The sequence below is a fragment of the Paenibacillus sp. FSL R5-0713 genome (assembly GCF_037973325.1).
Lineage (GTDB): Bacteria > Bacillota > Bacilli > Paenibacillales > Paenibacillaceae > Paenibacillus.
Genome location: NZ_CP150229.1, coordinates 3,428,206 through 3,446,728, shown reverse-complemented (window position 1 = coordinate 3,446,728; position 18,523 = coordinate 3,428,206). Strand labels below are relative to the sequence as shown.

Here is an 18,523-nt window from a genome sequence, read left to right as displayed (position 1 = left end):
TGTCACTATAAGGCAACTTTATTCTACGTTTTTAGCTACTAAGAGGATGAGAGTAGAAGCTAATTGGCAGGACCCAGATTAATCAAGCTGACATCGGACAAAGAGACAGTTGTGTTACCGTCTTCTGCGCCGTCGATGTTACCCAGATCAAATGAGATGCGAGTATTCGCATAGCTGGCTTCTGTTGCATCAAATGTAAACGTGAACTCCTGTTCTTCTGGAGTCAAATCAACTCGTGCCCCAAAGAATCCATGCCATTCATAGTTGGCAGCTGCGTCGACCCATCCAATTCCCAGACCCACTTTTCTGGACTTCTCCGCTTTGGCTTTAAACGTTAATTTGTATTTAAAACCCTGCTGTATGCCAAATCCTTCATTGATGACTTGACGATCCCAGGGGTTCTGTCCAGCATTACCAATCTTGGCATGAAGCTGTTGATTGCTAACTTGCATCTCAAGATCAGCTGCATTACCATCCGCGTAGGTAAACCAGCTGTCTTGACCTTTGGAGAAGTCTCCATTGGAAATAAGATTAACATGAGCTGGTTGCCCTCCTTGATCTGCATTCGGATTAACTTCATATAACTGAATGTTATGGATGTTAATCGAGTGTTCACCTGCAGGTAGCGGATATCCTAGTCCGAATGCAAGTATGGCTGCCGAATCAGAAGTATCTCCCATGGTGATGGTATAACTATACGACTGTGGATCAGCAGTTAATTCCACTTCTTCTTCGAAATACTTCACAAAATCCCCTGCATTCTGAGAAAGGACCGCTTGCATAGATTTAGGACTGGAAGCGGATGCCTCGAAGGTAAGTCGATATGATTTATTTGCATCCAGTTCGATCTCACCTTGTTGCAGCAATGCATCCCACCAGTGTTCACTTGTACCAGGCAAGTTGATCGTTAATCCTTCGCCCTCTTCATGTGAAGCTGTCAGATCATTAGGAATTAGCTCCCAATGATTCAGATCTGTTGCAAGCTGGCTGTTTTGAACTTTGTTTAGTGAGATATCCACCCAACGGGTATTATAATTTGCTCCTTCAAAATTCACATAATAGGATTTGTCTGCTGCCAAGTTGACCCCTGGGAAATACACAGTTTTGTATGTTTGCCATCCCCCCGTGTCTCCGAGATTCACTTCGGACTGAGCAACGATTGTACCTTGTTCATCCTGAATGCTGAATCGTACTTCAGAATCACTTTTACCACTGGCCATTCGGGCAGAGAGTACATATTCCCCCTCTTGGGCCACATCAATTTTATATTGCAGCAGATCTCCCTGATCCATGTAGCTGACGTGTTTGCCGCCTTCTACGGAGTCCTCCAGTTGCAAGCCCTGCATTTCCCAGGCTTCGGTTGCAGGGATATGTGCGTAGCCATTCACGGACAGCGGTTTGCCTCGTTTGGTCAGACGCACATTGTCCACATATACCTTGCCGTTTGAACTTCCGAATAACAGTCTAAGTTCGGATTGTGCGATTGCTGGTCCATCTCCAACAATGATCTCTCCGGTATACGTTTTCATTTCTTGGTTCAATGAGATGTTTTGTCCTTGATGAACCTGCACCGTATGCCCATTACTGCTGACAAGATCGATATCCATACTTCGTGGTGAATCTGCCTTGGCATCAAAGGAGAATCCATACGTTGAATTCGCCTCCAGTTGCAACTCCGGTTGGTTCACCGAAACCTGTTGTGGTTCACCATTTGTCTGCGTAACATCCACAACCAGTTGACGCTCCATAATCGGGAATTTCAAGAAGTTGTTTACACCGATCTGAGCCTTTGCACCTTCCTGAATGTTGCTTGACCAGAATCCCAGACGCTCTTTACCTTGATCAAACGTTCCATTGTAAACGAAGTTGCCATCAGGTAACGCGTTTCGTTCAACAGTTAGCGGATCAGCATCACCCACTTCAATCAGTCGAACATTGGCAAGCCAAACGGTTTTATCATCCAATCCCAAATTAAATTCGAATCTGGCATTATTATCTGATCCATCCCGCATATTGAAGGTATAGTCATAGGATTGCCAATCAGTCGTGAGTTCAAAGGTGTTATCACCCGAATAATTCGTCCAACTCTTTTCGAATTGGTTCACTTTGGACATAATCGTGCGGTTAGCAGAAGCCTTCGCATCAAACTGTATCTTGTACTTTTTGTTTTTCTTCATGTACATGGGCATCTGAGTAAGTTGAACCGAATAGTTCTCAGTCCCTGATGCTTCAATACTAACTTGTGCTGCTTTGCCTTTCTGCTCATCCTCTACAACTTGCACACTGCCCGCTCCGTCAGCATTCGTAATAAATTTCCACTGTAGAGGCACTCCATTTTCTTCAGACCCTTCCGTAAAACGATCATTGTAGATTAGATTGCCATCGGCTTGTGGTTCACGCTGTTGTACAGGCTCGATGGGATTGGTTGTTACATCAGGCCATGTGTTGAGATTCTTATAAGAGTACACACGTACAAAATCAACATTCATCGTTTCAGAAGTGAAGTCGCTCTCAGGGGAGCCCGGCCAGTCTCCGCCAACTGCCAGATTCAGAATCAGATAGAATGGACGATCGAATGGTGCAGGGAACGTATAATACTCAGGTTGGCCCGCGGCCTTGGTTTGCCAGTTAGTCACTTCATGATGCAGTTTACCGTCTACATAAAAGCGGATCATGCCCGGCAACCATTCCACCTGGAAATCATGATAATCGTCAGCAAACGTTTCTCCCTCCGGAAGAGTAAGGCTTCCCTGATCATGTCCATGGGAACCATCAGGCTTCACACTATCATAGTGCAATGTGCTATATACCTTGTTATTACTCTCATTGCCACCAATGAGCTCCATAATGTCGATCTCACCAGATGCCGGCCATCCGCCATAATGTGCTTCATCCGTAGGCATCATCCAGATGGCAGGCCACATGCCTTTTTCAATAGGAAGCTTCGCACGTACTACCACTTTACCGTAGGTCCAGTCGCCTTTTCCCATAGAGATCAGTTTGCCAGAGCTGTAATCCTTACCATTTTTCGGACCTTTTTTCGCTTCAATCTGTAATACGCTTCGGTTCTGATCTTTCGTAATACGAGTGTTATCCGGGCTGTAATACTGCATTTCATTATTATAAACCAGACCTGTATCCTGCACGGTCCATTTGGAGGCATCAATCGCAGGCCCGTTGAACTCATCATTCCAGACCAGTTCCCATTGATCATGCGGAATCGTTGTAGCAGGCACCGGTTTTTCACCCGCAGGATTGCTTGGTGTCGATGGGTTGGATGGTGTTTGCCCTCCTGGAGCAGATTGCGTTGGCGTGTTTGCCACACTCGTAGAATCCCCAGGCTGTGACGATGCAGGTTGCTGAACTTCCCCTGCCATGGATGTACGCAAACCTTGTTTCACTTTCTCTCCATTAATAACAACATCATTCGCATCAACACTTAATTGTTGAATCGTACCTTTGGTATCCACTCGGGTCTGAGTCGCTTCTGCATGAATATTCATAGAATTAATGAGGCTGTCTGAAGAGATTTCCAGAATGGATTTTTGCATGACATGCAGATCCTGAATGTTACTTTCTCCCGCAATGGCAACTCTGACGGGTTCACCCCGTTTGTCAACGACCACTCGATTCAACTTGGAGTTGCTAATGTCGATGGAATGACTGCCTCCGCCTTTAATGATGACACTTCCTGTAACGGTTACGCCTTGGAGCACCACAGAACCCTCACCTATTCCTTCTGCCAGCAGAAGATTTCCATTGACGATCATATTTTTTAACGTGACATCCGTCGATTTAATAATCAAGTTGCCATCCACCCGGGACTCATATATACCAGGAGCACTTTTCAGATCGGTAATCATCGCCGACAACATGGCCGCTGTCTCTGCTCGTGTAATCGGAGATTTCGGATTTAATTTACCTTGGAAGCCATTTAAAATATTTTCTTTCACCAGATAGGTAAGCGCTTTCTTTGAATAACTGGAAATATCATCTGCATCCTGAAATTCCAATCGTTCATTATCTTCACCTGTAATCGTTGAAAGCTGAAACGCTCGATCTACCATAACCGCTGCATCTTGGCGGGTAATCGGTTTTTGCGGTGAGAGATGTTTACGGTCTGTGCCTTCGATGATGCCGGAACCATTCGCTCGTACCATTACATCATAGTACCAATCGTCTGAAGTCATATCCGCATACGAATCAATCGTCGCTTTACCCGTGAAACCAAAGGCCCGATCCAAAATCATAACGAATTCAGCTCGGCTAATTTCCTGATTAGGCTTGAATGTACCGTTCGTATAACCTTTCAATACATTCAACTCTTGCAACCGTGTAACTGCAGATTGTGACCAATGCCCGGTGAGGTCTGTATAGGGAACAGAGGAGTGCAGGCTTTTCGCCTGCACATTTCCCACCTCCGCTTGACCCTTTACACTTTCTGCTCCAGCAGTTGCTGGATAAACAAGTGAAGCCATTAAACTTGATGCGACCAACCATGCCAGTCCTCTTCTCATCTTACTTCCTCCCTCAGCTCAGTTATCCTTGCATAGTCTAGCTATTCCTTGACTGCTCCAATAACAATTCCCTTTACGAAGAAACGTTGTAAAAACGGGTATACCATCAGAATCGGAAGCGCACCGATAAAGATCTGTGCTGCGCGTACGGTCCGCTGCGAGATATTCTCCAACATGGAAGGATCCACGTTGATTTTGCTGAGATCTTGCTGAACAATAATAGTCTGTAACAGAGAAGCAAGCGGATAGTTTTTAATATCAGACATGTAGATCATTCCGTCGAACCAGGAGTTCCACTGATACACCATTGTAAACAAAGACAAGGTTGCGATTGCCGGTAGCGACAGTGGGACGTAGACCAGAATCAACGTTTTGATATGACCTGCTCCATCCAGATAGGCTGCTTCTTCAAGTTCTTTCGGCAGACCACGGAAGAAGTTCATCATCAGAATGACGTTCCACACGGACAGCGCGCCGGGCAGAATAAGCGCCCAGATCGTATTCATCAGACCAAGCTTCTGAATCAGAATGTAACTGGGAATCAGACCGCCGCTGAACAAAATGGTGAATACAAAGAACCATGTATACAACGAGCGACCTTTAAAGCTGATATCTTCCTTCGACAACGGAAATGCGGTAATGAGCATGATGACCATACCGATGATCGTGGCAAGCACAGTCCGTTTAAGAGACACCAGAAGCGAGTTGATGAAATTTGAATTTCCGAAGGTTTTTACATAAGCATCCGTTGTGAAACCAATGGGCCAGAAGCTGACCAGATTCGATGATGCCGGCGCCATACTGCTGAATGAAACAGCCAATATATGAATAATTGGTAAAATGCAGAGTAACGATAATATCCCAAGAAAAGTATAGTTAGCGATACTAAATATGCGGTATCCTTTTGTTTTATAATACAAGCCCTTTTCTCCTCTCTAGAAAACTCGATAATTAGCCAGTTTGTAAGCCATTCTGTACGATATAACAATCAAAATGGTAGCTACCACTGATTTGAATAACCCCACTGCTGTGGCAAAACTCATCTTCCCGTTCAAGATCCCGAGTCGATATACAAAGGTGTCAATGATGTCGCCTTTGTCATACACAAGTGGATTGTACAAGTTGAACACCTGATCAAATCCGGCGTTCAGGATATTGCCGATAGAGAGCGTCATCAATACAATTGTGATTGGCATCAATGCTGGAATTGTAATGTGCAGCGTCTGTTTGAAGCGGTTGGCCCCATCCACCTCGGCAGCCTCGTAGAGCGCAGGATTGATTCCGGATAGAGAAGCCAGAAATACGATCGTACCAAAACCAAATTCTTTCCAGACATCGCTGACGATTAGCGTAATACGGAACCATGTGCCATCTCCCAGGAAGAAGATCGGTTCTCCTCCAAAGGCTACGACAAGCTGGTTCACCATGCCGCCCTGAGGAGACAGGATGTCGAGCAGAATCCCACCGAGAATAACCCATGACAGGAAATGTGGCAGATACACAAGCGTTTGACTCACTCTTTTGAATGCCGTTAAGCGAACTTCATTGAGCAAAATGGCAAACAAAAATGGGGCGAACAGTCCCGCGATGATTTTGAAAAATGCAATGACTAGTGTATTCCAGATCACCTGACCTACATCCGGATATAAGAATAAATATCTAAAATTGTCCCAACCAACCCATTTGGATTCAGAAAATCCCAAGTAAGGCTTAAAATCCTGAAAAGCAATTACAATGCCGCCCATCGGTATGTACTGAAACACCAGTGCCAGCAATACGGCTGGTACGAGCATCATATGCAAGGTCCAATTCCGTTGCATATTCCAGCGCTGTTTGACCCTGGTGGAGCGCCGTTTATGCGGCGTTTCTAACGTATGTTCCTTCACTCCTGCATCCCCCATGTTCTAAAATTTATATTTTACAAGTCATCGTGAACTTGTATATTAAAATTATAGCAATGGAAATTTGCGATCTATATCCTAATATTGCAACAACGATATCACTATTTTAATGAGATTAAGGAGGTTGAACTTTGCTCACACGCATGAATGTCTTTACCAAAATTACATTGTTGTTTGTGATGCTGCTTATTTTGGTATTGTTTCTCTACACATACTCGAACCGGGAAAGCGTACGAGTTATCGAACATGAGATTCAGAACAACACGATGAATCATCTTTCGACATTTGCGGATTCAGTAGAATCCAATATATACCAATTATCATTATATGGGATGTCTATTGGACAAGATTCCAGTATTCAGGAATATCAACGTCCCGACTACAAGGACGTACCTTATGAACGTGTAAAAGTCGGAAGCGCCATTCTGGAGAAGATGAATCTGTATAACGCAGCGAGTAAATGGCACTCGACGATTACGCTGTACTTCCCCCGGATGAAGAAAGTGATATCAACGGATTATTATGCCTATATTCCCTATAGGGATAACGAATTCACGGAGCCGCTGTCCCAGTCGTGGACCTATGCCGATCATCAGTTTATCTGGTATACGACCGATCCAACGACAGCGATGGCGAAACCCGGCAAAGCTCGGTTAATTACCAAAATCAGTTTTCCGGATTACCATTTAACCGCACTGCTGAATCAAAACAAGTTAAACAATAAGGGTGATCCGTTTATGTTCCACCCGGATTATGGTTTAATCAGTAATAGCTCCGGAAAGGATACCTTGAAGGCCATCCTGCCCTCTCTGAAAGAAGCAGATCTGAAGACCAGTGGTGGATTCAGCACAACATTGAACAAGACGGAATATTACGTCTCTTACATTCAATCCAAAAGCCTCGGATGGTACTATGTTGACTATGTTCCCATGCAGCAAATATTAAAACCGATTACGAGCAGCCGGAATCTCTTTTACGCTTCAATTGCGGTTCTGATCGTGATGAGCGTTGTTGTGCTGTATACACTCTATCGCAGTGTGCAACTTCCACTTCTACAGTTAGTGAAAGGAACGAATCGTTTATCCACCGGGGATTTTTCCGTTCGGTTGCATCATACGGCGAGGAATGAATTTAGTCTTTTATTTGCACGTTTCAACATCATGGCACAACGAATTCAAGAGTTAATCGAGAATGTATACGAGGAAAAATTGAGAAGTCGCGAAGCCACGCTTAAACAGCTTCAATCGCAGATTAATCCGCATTTTCTCTATAACTGTCTCTTCTATATCAAGAACATGGCCCGAATGAAAAATGAGAAAGCTGTGGTAGCCATGGCACTTAATCTGGGAGAGTATTACCGATACATAACCAGGTCTGAAAAGGATCAAGCCACGCTTCGGGAAGAGTTGACGATGGTCAAAAATTATTTGGAAATTCAGTCACTGCGATTGGAACGAATGCATTTTACAATCGACGTCCCCCATGCTATTTTGGATAAAACAGTTCCCAGACTGACCCTTCAGCCTATTATTGAGAACGCTATTATTCATGGTTTGGAACCCAGATCCGAGAATGGTGAGATCAAAATTTATGCCGATTGCGAGAATGATGTGTACACGATTACAGTGGAGGATAGCGGGCTTGGCATGTCTGATGAACAGCTTGAACAATTAAGGAATAATCTTACCAAACCGCTGGATGAGAACATGGGATGTGGCACATGGAATGTCCACCAACGCTTGTCTTTTCTCTATGGTGATGGATCAGGACTGGCCTATGATCATTCTGAATCAGGTGGGATCAAAGTTAACATCGTATGGCACGACAATACTAACAAGTAGGTGAGCAACTCATGCTGCAATTATTACTAGTGGACGATGAACGATCAGTCGTGGAAACGCTGGCCGAGACCATTCCGTGGGAAAGCTGCGGGATTGGCACAGTACATGAAGCCTTATCCGGTTCGGTAGCGTTGGAAATCATGGAAAACCACGACATTGACATTGTCATTACAGATATACGAATGCCCGAAATGTCAGGTATAGCGCTTATTACAGCGATTCATGAAAAATGGCCCCATGTACAGACGATTCTGTTATCAGGTCATGCTGATTTTGAATATGCAAAACAGGCTATTGCCCAGGAAAGCTTTGATTACTTGCTAAAACCGGTTAGTGATGAAGATCTTATTGAAACGGTCCAACGCCTCGTTCATCGAATTAAAGAAAAGTGGGAAACGGCAGCCTCCCATCAACGAGCTTTACACGCCTTTCAGGATCACCTGCCCTTGCTTCAATCCACAATGCTGCATGAATTGCTGACTGGAAAAGTCTATGATCCGAAGACACTGGCAGACAAGCTTGATCTGCTGGAGCTTCCCTACTCCATAGGTGAAGACCTGGGTATGCTGGTTATTCGCATGGAGAAACATCTATCTGAAATGGCACACGGTGACCTGGCCCTAATGGAATATGCGATATGTAATATCATTAGTGAAGTCATGCATAATCATTTCCATATCTGGCACACACGAGACGTTCACGATTACATTGTTGTTCTGGTTAGCATGAAGCACTCCACAACGATGAGCTATAACAGGAATGAGACACCTCAGACCCTGCTTGAGCAGTATGCTGCCCAGATTCAAACGAATGTTAAGTTATACTTGAAGGGTGCGATCTCGATTTCTGTCTCTAACTGGGGCAAGTTCCCTCACGAAATAGGGGAAATCTATGAGCGGGCCGTTATGTCCATGCGTAAACGGATGGGGCAAGTTCAAGGCTTGTTTGTCACAGCTTCCGATGAAACGGACGCCAATCCGCTTCATACGATCAGGTCACTTTATCAGCCGCCAACGTTGATCAGTCTATTGGAAGCTGGGCGGTTTGAGGATGTGGAACAAAAAATCAGGCATATTTTTGAGGAATTGCTGCATTCGAGTGAACATCATGATATTGTGGAGTCAACCATTGAGGTGTATTTTGCGCTTGCTGGTGCATTTGCGTACATCATTCATAAAAATGGTAAACAAATATCATCATTGATTCCAGCGGAGTCCAATCGTTATTTTCATGCTCCCAGCTATTCTACTGCACAGCAGTTGCAGGACTGGTCCATACGTACGCTTTATTACATACGAGATGATGCCGAACAAGAGCTCAGAGACAATCACAGCACCATTGTACGCAGCGTCAAGAGTTTCGTAGACCTTCACCTGGCCGGTGATGTATCGCTGCCTGCCATTGCTGACCATGTGCATCTGCATCCAGTATACTTGTCCAAGGTATATAAGGCGGAGACCGGTGAAGCACTTACTGCCTATGTATACCGATTAAGGATGGAGAAAGCAGCCTATCATTTGCGAACGTCAACTGCCAAGGTATTTGAAATTGCTGAACTTGTCGGTTACAACAATACCGCCTATTTCATACGAGTTTTCAAGAAATTTTATGATCTTACTCCTCAAGAATATCGGGAAAATCTGCCGGTTTAGGCAATACTCCGACCAGACTTTAACGTTTTGCCAGACTCACCGTTTTCCCCGTTTTCATAGTGCATAGCAAAAGGCATTGCCGGAGTTCATATCCAGCAATGCCTTTTGTCTGCTTATGTGAGCACGATGCATCGAAGTAATACTCGCGTCTCAGTCCTCGTACTATTTTCCGCTTTTCACGGAATCATACCACTCGTTAACTTCTTTCGTAATCTGATCTCCGCCGGAAGACTTCCATTTCTCAACAAATGAGTCGAACGCATCCACAGAGGTTTTGCCATATACAATTTGAGAGAAGGTATCTTTCTCCATCTTCGTCAAAATATCATTGTTCATCTGCATCGTCATGGAAGGTGCACCGGTAAACATCTGATTGAACACGATATCTTTTTGATCCAATACAATTTTGGCTGCATCAAGCATAGGTGTAGGTACACCTGATTTGATTTTTTTCTCAAAAGGCGTTGTTGGTTCTTCACCACTTGCCAGCTTCGCGAGTGTTGTCATGCTCAAACTCGGAATACGCGCTCCATCAAAAGTTAACGTGTACTTCTCGGGAGCGTAACCGCCCGTTAGACTTGCATCAGTTGATGGTTTCCCATCGACCATAACCCAATCGTATCCTTCGGCAAATCCATGTTCGAACTCGTCGCCTTCTTTAGGATTTGCATAGTGATCAAAGAGATAGTTCTGATAGGTGAAAAAGGCTTCCGGATTTTTCATGTCTTTGTTAATCAGAACTACGCCGTTTCCATTCGACGTACCATGTCTCCCTGCCTGACCATTCGGACCGGAAGGAATCGGGTACGCTTTGTATTCAGCCTCAGGATTGTTTTTCTTCACGTCCTCCAGTGGCCAGGATGGCATCCAGTGAGGACCTACCACAATACCTGCTTTTCCAGCAGTAAATTCTTCGGCTGCCTTTGTCTCGTCATACACACCGGCTTCTTCCGGGATATATCCTTTGCTCATCCAGCTTTGTAATTTGGCTAAAGCCTGTTTCGCACCGGGTGTCACGGAACCGTATTCAAGTTTTCCATCTTCCGTCAGATTCCATTGGTTCGGCATGGTACCATAAGCGCCAAATACCCATCCGGCTTCTGACATCCAGGTGTTAAGCCAGTTCTTGAAGCCAATGGTCAATCCGTAGGTATCCTGCTTCCCATTGCCATCTGGATCTTGGTTCGTAAACGTTTCCATAATAACTTCAAGATCATCTATGGTTTTAGGTGCTTCCAAATTGAATTTCTTCATCCAGTCTTCACGGATCCACATGACAGGATCGCCGTTATAGGCATAGTCCAGAATGGGAATACCGATTCTTTTTCCATCTTGCATGTATGGATACCATACAGAAGGATCTTCGTTTACGGCTGCTTTCCATGTATCGCTTGCATATTGGTCAAACAACTCGCCAGCATCGACAAATTTTCCAGACTCAATCAATTCACGTACCAGATTGAACTCGCCGCGATACGAAATGATGTCAGGCATTTCAGCATTGGACGCCAGTGATAGGCGCAGCTTTGTCTCAAATGCATTATTGGTGGAAGGAGATATCCACTGGTTTTTCAGCTCAATACCGAGTTTCTCCTTGGCCCATTTGGTATGCACGTTGTTATCCTGATCCTCACCCGGCTTAAACTTCACATCTGGACCCCATGGCCGTAAATATGTAATAGATACGGGTGGATCATATTTCCCATCTTTGAGCTCCAACGTTGTCGCCGGTGCACTCGTTTCTGTCTGTTTGTCGTTTCCGTTGCTGCATCCGCTCAAAGCTGCTGATAGGGCCAATACACCAATCATGACCAAGCTGCCTACGCGTCTCTTTTTACTTGTGTCCAACTTCGTTCCCCCAGTCTATGTAATGTTGCTTACACGTTAATCATAATGAATGAATGATATTTATGCCCATACTAATATTGCAACATTTATTGCATTAATTTAGGATATTGGATATTGAATATATAGATTGAATAATTACAATACCGTTGTATAGCGAAAAAAGCAGCCGCTAACGGCTGCTTCAGTCTACTTAATTACTCGTATATTTGACCCAATCGTACTCTGCATACAGCGGATTGGCACCGTTGTAAGGACCGAGCCAGCTATCTACACCCGTTCCATTCCAGAGATTCATCATAATTTTGCCCGGTGTTTTTGGAATATTACTGGTTGCCGTATGCTTCAGGACACCATCAACATACCATTTGATATGTCCCGGCTGCCAATCGAATGCATACGTATGGAAACCTTGGGATGCATCGAAACCCAGATTGATAATCTGCTCATGATTGCCAACCCCATTGGTATAATAATTAAACTGCACTTTGGTGGTGTCTTTCCCTAAAAATTCGATATCAATTTCATCCCATTGGGTGCCATGTGAGGGCCCTGTGTATGTGAAAAATGAGGAAACCACGCCTGTGTTCTTGGCAGGTTTCATACTGACTTCATACAAGCCGTACCCATACGTATTCGTGGATCGGTACTCTCCGCAATCAAATTTGTTTTGTGCAGAACTGGTCAACCCAAGCTTAAGCTTTCCATCACTTGTAAAATTAACATTGTTAGCCCGCCAGGTACAGTTGAACATTCCCCCATTGGAATACCCATCCGCCTTTTGCCATGTGCTCGCGTTAAAATAGGTTAGTGGTTCCCAGAACACATAACCCGCGAAAGCGCTTACTGAAAAAAACAACGAAACAATACCTGTTACCGCCAAAGTATACCAAGACTTCCTCTTCATCATACACCTCCATGAATGATTCCAACATGTAAAAGTTAATATTACTGAGTGCAGGCCAATATGGTAAAGAGAACTGCACTGCAACTAATAGATAGCGCTTACATGGTTGGTATTTCCATTTTATCTGGAAGCAGAGTGGTACACTATAGAAAATTTCAAAGCAGAGATATTCATTTTTTAATATATTGAAGCGCCTGCCCCTCAGCATCGAAGGAAGCAGGCGCTCTATAAATACCATTTACATGTAGCTCAACATTTTGATTTCTTTATTGACACTAGATCATTTCTATTGGGCTCCAGCCCGTACCAAAATGTCTTCTATTTCCTTAAAACCTCTCTTCTTTGCATGACTGAGCGGTGACACACCATCACGATCTGTTATGTTTACGTCTGCTCCATGCTCAATAAGTAATTGAATGGTCTCCTGCTGTTGTGCATTGCCATCGTTTAATATGATCGCTTCCAGAAGCGCTGTCCATCCCAATTGATTCACATGGTCCACATTCACTGAAGTTTGGGTCAGGAGTTCCCGTACCACTTCCACATATCCATGCTCCGAAGCCGGAATAAGTGCCGTTCCTCCATATCGATTCGTTATCGCTGGGTCTGCTCCCGCCTCGATCGTCAATTTCAAAATGTCCAAGTATCCTTCAGCGCCAGCATACAGGAATGGGTTATTCTTCATATCATCTTGTACATTTACATCTGCACCAGCTTCAATCAATATTTTTGCTGAGGCCAGATCGTTGTTATAAGTTGCCATCATGGCAGCCGTTCTTCCGTTCTGATCCTGAGCATTGATATGGGCGCCGGCTTGAATCCATTTTTTAATACTTTCGTTATCTCTATCCTCTACCGCCTTGAACAACTGTTCTTCCAGTGAAGTCCCACATTCGAGTCGTTTTTCAACTCAGGTACACAGCCTTGCAAGATAAACATACTACTTATTAGTATAACGATGATCAGCGACTTACTCATACTGCCTCCTTTACTCCAGGGTCAGGGTAACCGAAGAAGAGACGCTCCAATCCCCAACTGGGTTTAATGTATAGGTCGTACCTGGAGTCAGCTTTCCGTCATTCGTAATGTCGAATACACCTGTAGATCCTTTTCGACTTGAGTATTTATAGGTGGCTGTCAGAACTTCCCCGCTAGGTGCTGTTAACGTTACACTACGACCAGAGAACAGTTCATCTCCGGGATCTTGGGCAAGTGTAACTTCAATGGAGGTTTCACTCACAGCCTGAGCACTTGCAACCTCTAGCGCATCAAACGATTTTGCAGTGAATGAAGCATTTTCGAGGTTTGCCCAGTCTGAAGATACGGTATATGTTACACCTGGTTTCAACACTTGACCTTCAGGCAAACGGAACTTCGGTTCTTGTTTGCCGTCTGTCGATTGTGTGAACGGCACATATCTGGCAATGATGGGCTCGCCGCCTTCTGGCGTAATTACAACTTGTCTTGCCTGCATGGAAGAGATGATTTGAAACGTTTTGCCTCCGGCTTGTTCTTGATCATTCAGCACGAACGCATTCGCGCCTCGACCACCGCTGTAAGCCGAGATAATGTAACCGTAATCCACGACTCCGTTCTCTTGCAATGCTTCAATCTCGAATGTATCATTCGTGACTTGACTAGCTGTGGTCATGTTTATTTTCGTGCCACTGCCTTCAAAGGAACCAGCATCTTGACCTTTGTAAGTAAGGCTGTACACTTCACCAGCATCTTGTACGGACGTTGGAACGATGTAAGTGGCAATCGAGCCTGTTTTCAAACGGGGCATATTGGTTAAGGTCAGTCCACCACTAAACGCAAAGTCCGATTGTGCCTTGGCAAAAGCTTCATCCGTTGCTGTCAGTGGTTTGTCAAACGTGACGATTAACGTAATGGCATTCAGCGATCTAACGCTCTGGATTTGAGCTTGCTCCGAAGGAATGGCTCGGTGAGCTGTTTGCAATAGCACCGCTGCTTCGCCGCGTGTTGCTGAACCGTTCTCGGAGTAGAACTCGCTCATCCAATGCTGAACAGATTTTACGTCACGCTGCATCGCTTTGGATACGACCTGTTCGAGTTCCGCATCTGTCACTTGAGCTTGTGGCTGGAATTGTCCATCGCGTGCCTCCATGATGCCGAGTTCAACAAGCTTTGAGGCATATGGCGAATACCATGCATTGGGATTAACATCTGTTAATTCTAAGGTTTCTCCTGTTTTGCTCTCCAAATGAAATGTTTTAAAAACCAATGACGCTAACTCTGCACGGGTAATTGCTCGATGTTCACCCATGGATTGATTTGCGTACCCGTTCATGATCCCCAAACTATTCAGTTCTTTGACAGCAGCATCAATCTGCTGTGGAGTAAGCTGTGCGGTTGTTGCCGCAATGGTATTAACGTATGTAGCTGCATGTACTTGATTCCCAGTTAGCGGGAATACTGCTGTACCTAATGCAGTTATGGTTAGAAATGTAGCGATTTTGCGGGTTGTCGAATTCATGGTTGAATTCCTCCTCTATAGGTTGTAGTTGCCTGTATCTATAGAATAGAGGACAAAAAGAAACTCCTAAGGATAAAGTTATTAACAAAATATAAACTGGCTCTAAATTTTCAGGAAACTTATGCAGTGAATCGGTAGCCTGCGCCCCAGACGGTCTCAATATACTCTGGATTTTTGGGATCTGTCTCCAGCTTGCCACGCAGTTTGCGAATATGGACGGTTACCGTTGCAATATCTCCGGTGGAATCCATGCCCCAGATACGCTCAAACAGATCAGATTTGCTGAATACCCGATTGGGATGACTCGCAAGAAATACAAGTAACTCGAACTCCTTGGTTGTAATCGCCACCTCTTCTCCATTAACGAAAACACGGCGTGATCCTTTGTCAATGTGAAGCCCCCGAATGTGGATTTCATCCTGCTCAGTTGGTTTGTTTTTGCCAAGCAGTCTCTCATATCGGGTTAAATGAGCCTTGGCTCGCGCAACCAATTCACTTGGGCTGAACGGTTTTGTAATAAAGTCATCCACGCCCAGATTAAATGTCCTGATCTTGTCGATTTCTTCCTTTTTCGCGGAAACGACAAGGATGGGCACCTCCTTCACCTCGCGAATACGCCTGCAACATTCGAAGCCGTCGAGTCCCGGAAGCATCAGATCAACAATGATCAGATTGTAGTCCCCCTCCAATGCCTGCTTCAGACCTTCATCTCCATTGTGGCAGAGATCCACGGAAAATCCATTAAGCTCAAAATAATCCCGTTCCAGTTCCGCAATCGTTGTTTCGTCCTCAATGATCAAAATGTTTGCCATGACTCATTAGTCCCTCTCTTCATTTAGCCGTTTCAGTTTGATATATATGCTCGTGCCATTATGAGGCTTGCTTTCTGCCCAGATGAAGCCCCCATGTCCATCAATAATTTGCCGGGCAATAGCTAGCCCAAGTCCACTGCCACCCGTTGACGAGTTGCGGGATTGTTCTGCCCGATAGAAACGTTCAAATATATAAGGCAGTGCCTCTTCGGCTATCCCCTTGCCATTATCTTTAAACGCCATCGTAATCCATTTCTCATCAGCTTGAAGTGTAATCTCGAATCGTTTGTTGTCATTCTCCATGTATTTGAGTGCATTATCCACCACATTGACAACGGTACGTTTTAACTTCTCCGGATCCACAGCAGACATAGCGGGACCAGACAACTGGTTATTCCAATGCAAGGCAACACCTTTGTCCTCCAGATCGTATCTCAACTCTTCAATGCTGTCTTCCAGGAAATCAGCGAGATCAACTGTTTTGAACAGGAAAGGTTCCTGGTTCAGGTCGAGCTTCGAATATAAAAACAGTTCATCCACCAGCTTATCCATACTAACTGCTTTGGAGTGAATGATATTAACGTAACTCTCCATTTTCTCAGGAGTATTGGCCACTCCGTCACGAATACCCTCAATATAACCTTTAATATTGGTAATCGGCGTACGGAGATCATGCGAAATGTTCGAGATAAGCTCTTTTCGGTTTGCTTCGTCCTGCTGTCGTAACGCATAGGAGCGCTGCAATTGATTCCGCATACTCTCAAATGCTTCGCTGAGTTGCCCAACCTCGTCATTGGAATTCAGCTGAATCTCAAAGGATAGATTGCCATCTTTAATATGTTCGGCTGAGCTTCGTAGTTGATTGAGCGGCTTAATAAAACTGCGCGTGATCCAGCGGAACAGTAGCAGATTGGTGATAATCAGGACACCGATTAGCAGAAGTGACATCACAGGCAGTAATTTGCGAGTAAGTTCCGCAAAGGGGCTTCGCTCCCGAATAACGAAGATACTTCCCCGTTCTCCATCCGAGTATTGAAAATCAAATTTCGCATACGCGTAGAATCGCTCACCTATATTGAAGGTGCTTCGAATCTGATAGTTGTTAAGATCGTAGGCAGGTAGAGCTTGTCTCAGTTCCGGCTGGTTGAAGGTCAGCGATTCGAAGATCTGACTATTCTCCCGTCTGACGTAGAGCCCTGACTTCTCAGCTCTCAGCTTCATGTCATATTCACGCAGCAAGACCTTGTTCTGCAGGTCGTCAGGATCATTTTTAGCCAGAAACTTCATCTCTTGAAAGATCGATTCTCCCTGGTCACTCAGTGGATTGATCTGATAATGTACCTTGTATATATCACGAAAACTCTGCAGATCCCCTGTGGCCGCAATCGTGTACAGGCTTGCCGTTAGCAGGATGAACAACAGACTTATTACGAGCATACTCGTGAAAGATAGCAGCATTTTAATTCGAATGGACATGGGTTCCCCTTCTCAAGCAGACATTTGGATTAGTTAGTGCACATGTTAACACAAGATCGATTCAATTGCCCAGATGTAAAAAAAGAGGTTTCGTACTCTCGTGATTCTTGAAAAGGTCTTTGTTTAATATGTTGACATTGATAATGATTATCAATAGTGTTGTAGTAAGATCTACAGCCTTTTATCTCAACAGGACTGGCAACATTATTGAAACGAGGTACGGAATGTGAAAGTAGACGTTAATCAGTTAGCAGCACATTTTGCACACATTCCTTTTCAAGTAGAAGGAATATATCGATATGCTAGAAATCCAGGGGTTCCTCACGCTGACTATACCGATTCCTTCCCTGGATTCGTGTTCCCCCTTACAGGAAAAATACAATTTCAATTTGATGGGACGCCCTATATCTTTTCACCAGGAAAAGTTGTGCATGGGGGAGCAAAAATGAAACTGGATCAGACCGTGTTTAATAAAAATGACTGGGAGTATATCTTGGTTTTATACCGAATATGTAGTTCAGATCTGGAAGAGTCAAGCTTCTCCCATCAGCATTTTGAATTATCAACGGGCCAATCCCCTCGTCTGATCGAATTAATTATGCGTCTTTGGCATGTGTATAACCAGCATGGAGGTATTTCAAGGTTTCAGACAGAAATGCTGTTTCGCGATGTGCTGAATGAAACTTTGTTATGTGTTGACCATAAGCAAAAAAGTTGTGAATCAGTTGTTTTATTTGAACGGGTCTCTGCCTATATTCAAAAATACTATGATCAAAGTCTGACTATCGCATCGCTTGCAGAACAAAATAACGTTAATCGTAACCGGCTTTCCTATGTGTTTAGAAGACATGCAGGCATGGGGCCAGCAGAATATATATTGAAATATCGTATAAACATGGCAGAACAAATGTTATTGGCAAATGACGCTTCTGTGCAACAGATTGCTGAAACGGTGGGCATTGCCGATCCCTATTATTTTAGTAGAGTGTTCAAGAAACAAAATGGTGTCTCTCCTACTGCGTATCGTCAGAGGTTCATCAATAATCCATCCTGATTTCAACAGGCATCCATGTTA

The 18,523-nt window shown here is 44.3% G+C and carries 12 protein-coding genes; 3 read left to right on the top strand and 9 right to left on the bottom strand.

The window, feature by feature from the left end:
• Positions 1 to 59: 59 nt before the first annotated feature.
• The 3 genes from MKZ12_RS15355 to MKZ12_RS15345 are packed head-to-tail and all read right to left on the bottom strand — an operon-like array spanning position 60 to position 6,337.
• On the bottom strand, positions 60 to 4,517 hold the full coding sequence (locus tag MKZ12_RS15355; protein ID WP_339255230.1) for a carbohydrate binding domain-containing protein: 4,458 nt from the start codon (positions 4,515 to 4,517) through the stop codon (positions 60 to 62).
• A 41-nt stretch (positions 4,518 to 4,558) separates the two neighbouring features.
• Entirely contained in the window at positions 4,559 to 5,437 is an 879-nt protein-coding gene (locus MKZ12_RS15350) for a carbohydrate ABC transporter permease (protein ID WP_253435956.1), read from the bottom strand.
• A gap of 15 nt (positions 5,438 to 5,452) precedes the next feature.
• Positions 5,453 to 6,337, bottom strand: a complete 885-nt coding sequence (locus MKZ12_RS15345) for an ABC transporter permease subunit (protein WP_253442589.1) — start codon at positions 6,335 to 6,337, stop codon at positions 5,453 to 5,455.
• Between the two features lie 212 nt (positions 6,338 to 6,549).
• Between MKZ12_RS15345 and MKZ12_RS15340 the strand changes: the two genes are divergently transcribed.
• Together MKZ12_RS15340 and MKZ12_RS15335 are read left to right on the top strand one after the other, a co-directional pair.
• On the top strand, positions 6,550 to 8,259 hold the full coding sequence (locus MKZ12_RS15340; RefSeq protein WP_339242820.1) for a histidine kinase: 1,710 nt from the start codon (positions 6,550 to 6,552) through the stop codon (positions 8,257 to 8,259).
• Between the two features lie 11 nt (positions 8,260 to 8,270).
• Positions 8,271 to 9,911 (top strand): response regulator, encoded by a 1,641-nt coding sequence (locus MKZ12_RS15335; RefSeq protein ID WP_339255228.1) that lies wholly within the window; start codon positions 8,271 to 8,273, stop codon positions 9,909 to 9,911.
• A gap of 162 nt (positions 9,912 to 10,073) precedes the next feature.
• On the opposite strand, the gene MKZ12_RS15330 is transcribed toward MKZ12_RS15335, so the two are convergent.
• The 6 genes from MKZ12_RS15330 to MKZ12_RS15305 all read right to left on the bottom strand — a co-directional run bounded on the left by MKZ12_RS15330 (position 10,074) and on the right by MKZ12_RS15305 (position 17,448).
• Positions 10,074 to 11,759, bottom strand: coding sequence for an extracellular solute-binding protein (locus MKZ12_RS15330; protein ID WP_339255226.1), 1,686 nt, complete (start codon positions 11,757 to 11,759; stop codon positions 10,074 to 10,076).
• A gap of 190 nt (positions 11,760 to 11,949) precedes the next feature.
• Positions 11,950 to 12,663, bottom strand: a complete 714-nt coding sequence (locus tag MKZ12_RS15325; protein ID WP_253442587.1) for a glycoside hydrolase family 16 protein — start codon at positions 12,661 to 12,663, stop codon at positions 11,950 to 11,952.
• A 286-nt stretch (positions 12,664 to 12,949) separates the two neighbouring features.
• Positions 12,950 to 13,531 (bottom strand): ankyrin repeat domain-containing protein, encoded by a 582-nt coding sequence (locus MKZ12_RS15320; protein WP_339255224.1) that lies wholly within the window; start codon positions 13,529 to 13,531, stop codon positions 12,950 to 12,952.
• Positions 13,532 to 13,651: 120 nt separating this feature from the next.
• The gene (locus MKZ12_RS15315) at positions 13,652 to 15,160 is read right to left on the bottom strand and encodes an S-layer homology domain-containing protein (protein WP_339255222.1); all 1,509 of its coding nucleotides are present in this window, start codon (positions 15,158 to 15,160) and stop codon (positions 13,652 to 13,654) included.
• Between the two features lie 119 nt (positions 15,161 to 15,279).
• Positions 15,280 to 15,972 carry a response regulator transcription factor gene (locus MKZ12_RS15310; RefSeq protein WP_339255220.1) on the bottom strand — a complete coding sequence of 231 codons (693 nt, stop codon included), beginning with the start codon at positions 15,970 to 15,972 and terminating at the stop codon, positions 15,280 to 15,282.
• 6 nt (positions 15,973 to 15,978) lie between these two features.
• Positions 15,979 to 17,448: a HAMP domain-containing sensor histidine kinase gene (locus MKZ12_RS15305; RefSeq protein ID WP_339255218.1), complete on the bottom strand. Its 1,470-nt coding sequence runs from the start codon at positions 17,446 to 17,448 to the stop codon at positions 15,979 to 15,981.
• A 226-nt stretch (positions 17,449 to 17,674) separates the two neighbouring features.
• Between MKZ12_RS15305 and MKZ12_RS15300 the strand changes: the two genes are divergently transcribed.
• Positions 17,675 to 18,502 (top strand): AraC family transcriptional regulator, encoded by an 828-nt coding sequence (locus MKZ12_RS15300; protein WP_339255216.1) that lies wholly within the window; start codon positions 17,675 to 17,677, stop codon positions 18,500 to 18,502.
• The last annotated feature ends 21 nt before the right edge of the window (positions 18,503 to 18,523 follow it).

Excerpts from the sequence above, each read along its gene's own strand:
- MKZ12_RS15355 (WP_339255230.1), bottom strand. The coding sequence starts at position 4,517 with ATGAGAAGAGGACTGGCATGGTTGGTCGCATCAAGTTTAATGGCTTCA.
- MKZ12_RS15335 (WP_339255228.1), top strand. The coding sequence starts at position 8,271 with ATGCTGCAATTATTACTAGTGGACGATGAACGATCAGTCGTGGAAACG.
- MKZ12_RS15305 (WP_339255218.1), bottom strand. The coding sequence starts at position 17,448 with ATGTCCATTCGAATTAAAATGCTGCTATCTTTCACGAGTATGCTCGTA.
- MKZ12_RS15315 (WP_339255222.1), bottom strand. The coding sequence starts at position 15,160 with ATGAATTCGACAACCCGCAAAATCGCTACATTTCTAACCATAACTGCA.
- MKZ12_RS15345 (WP_253442589.1), bottom strand. The coding sequence starts at position 6,337 with ATGCAACGGAATTGGACCTTGCATATGATGCTCGTACCAGCCGTATTG.
- MKZ12_RS15310 (WP_339255220.1), bottom strand. The coding sequence starts at position 15,972 with ATGGCAAACATTTTGATCATTGAGGACGAAACAACGATTGCGGAACTG.
- MKZ12_RS15325 (WP_253442587.1), bottom strand. The coding sequence starts at position 12,663 with ATGAAGAGGAAGTCTTGGTATACTTTGGCGGTAACAGGTATTGTTTCG.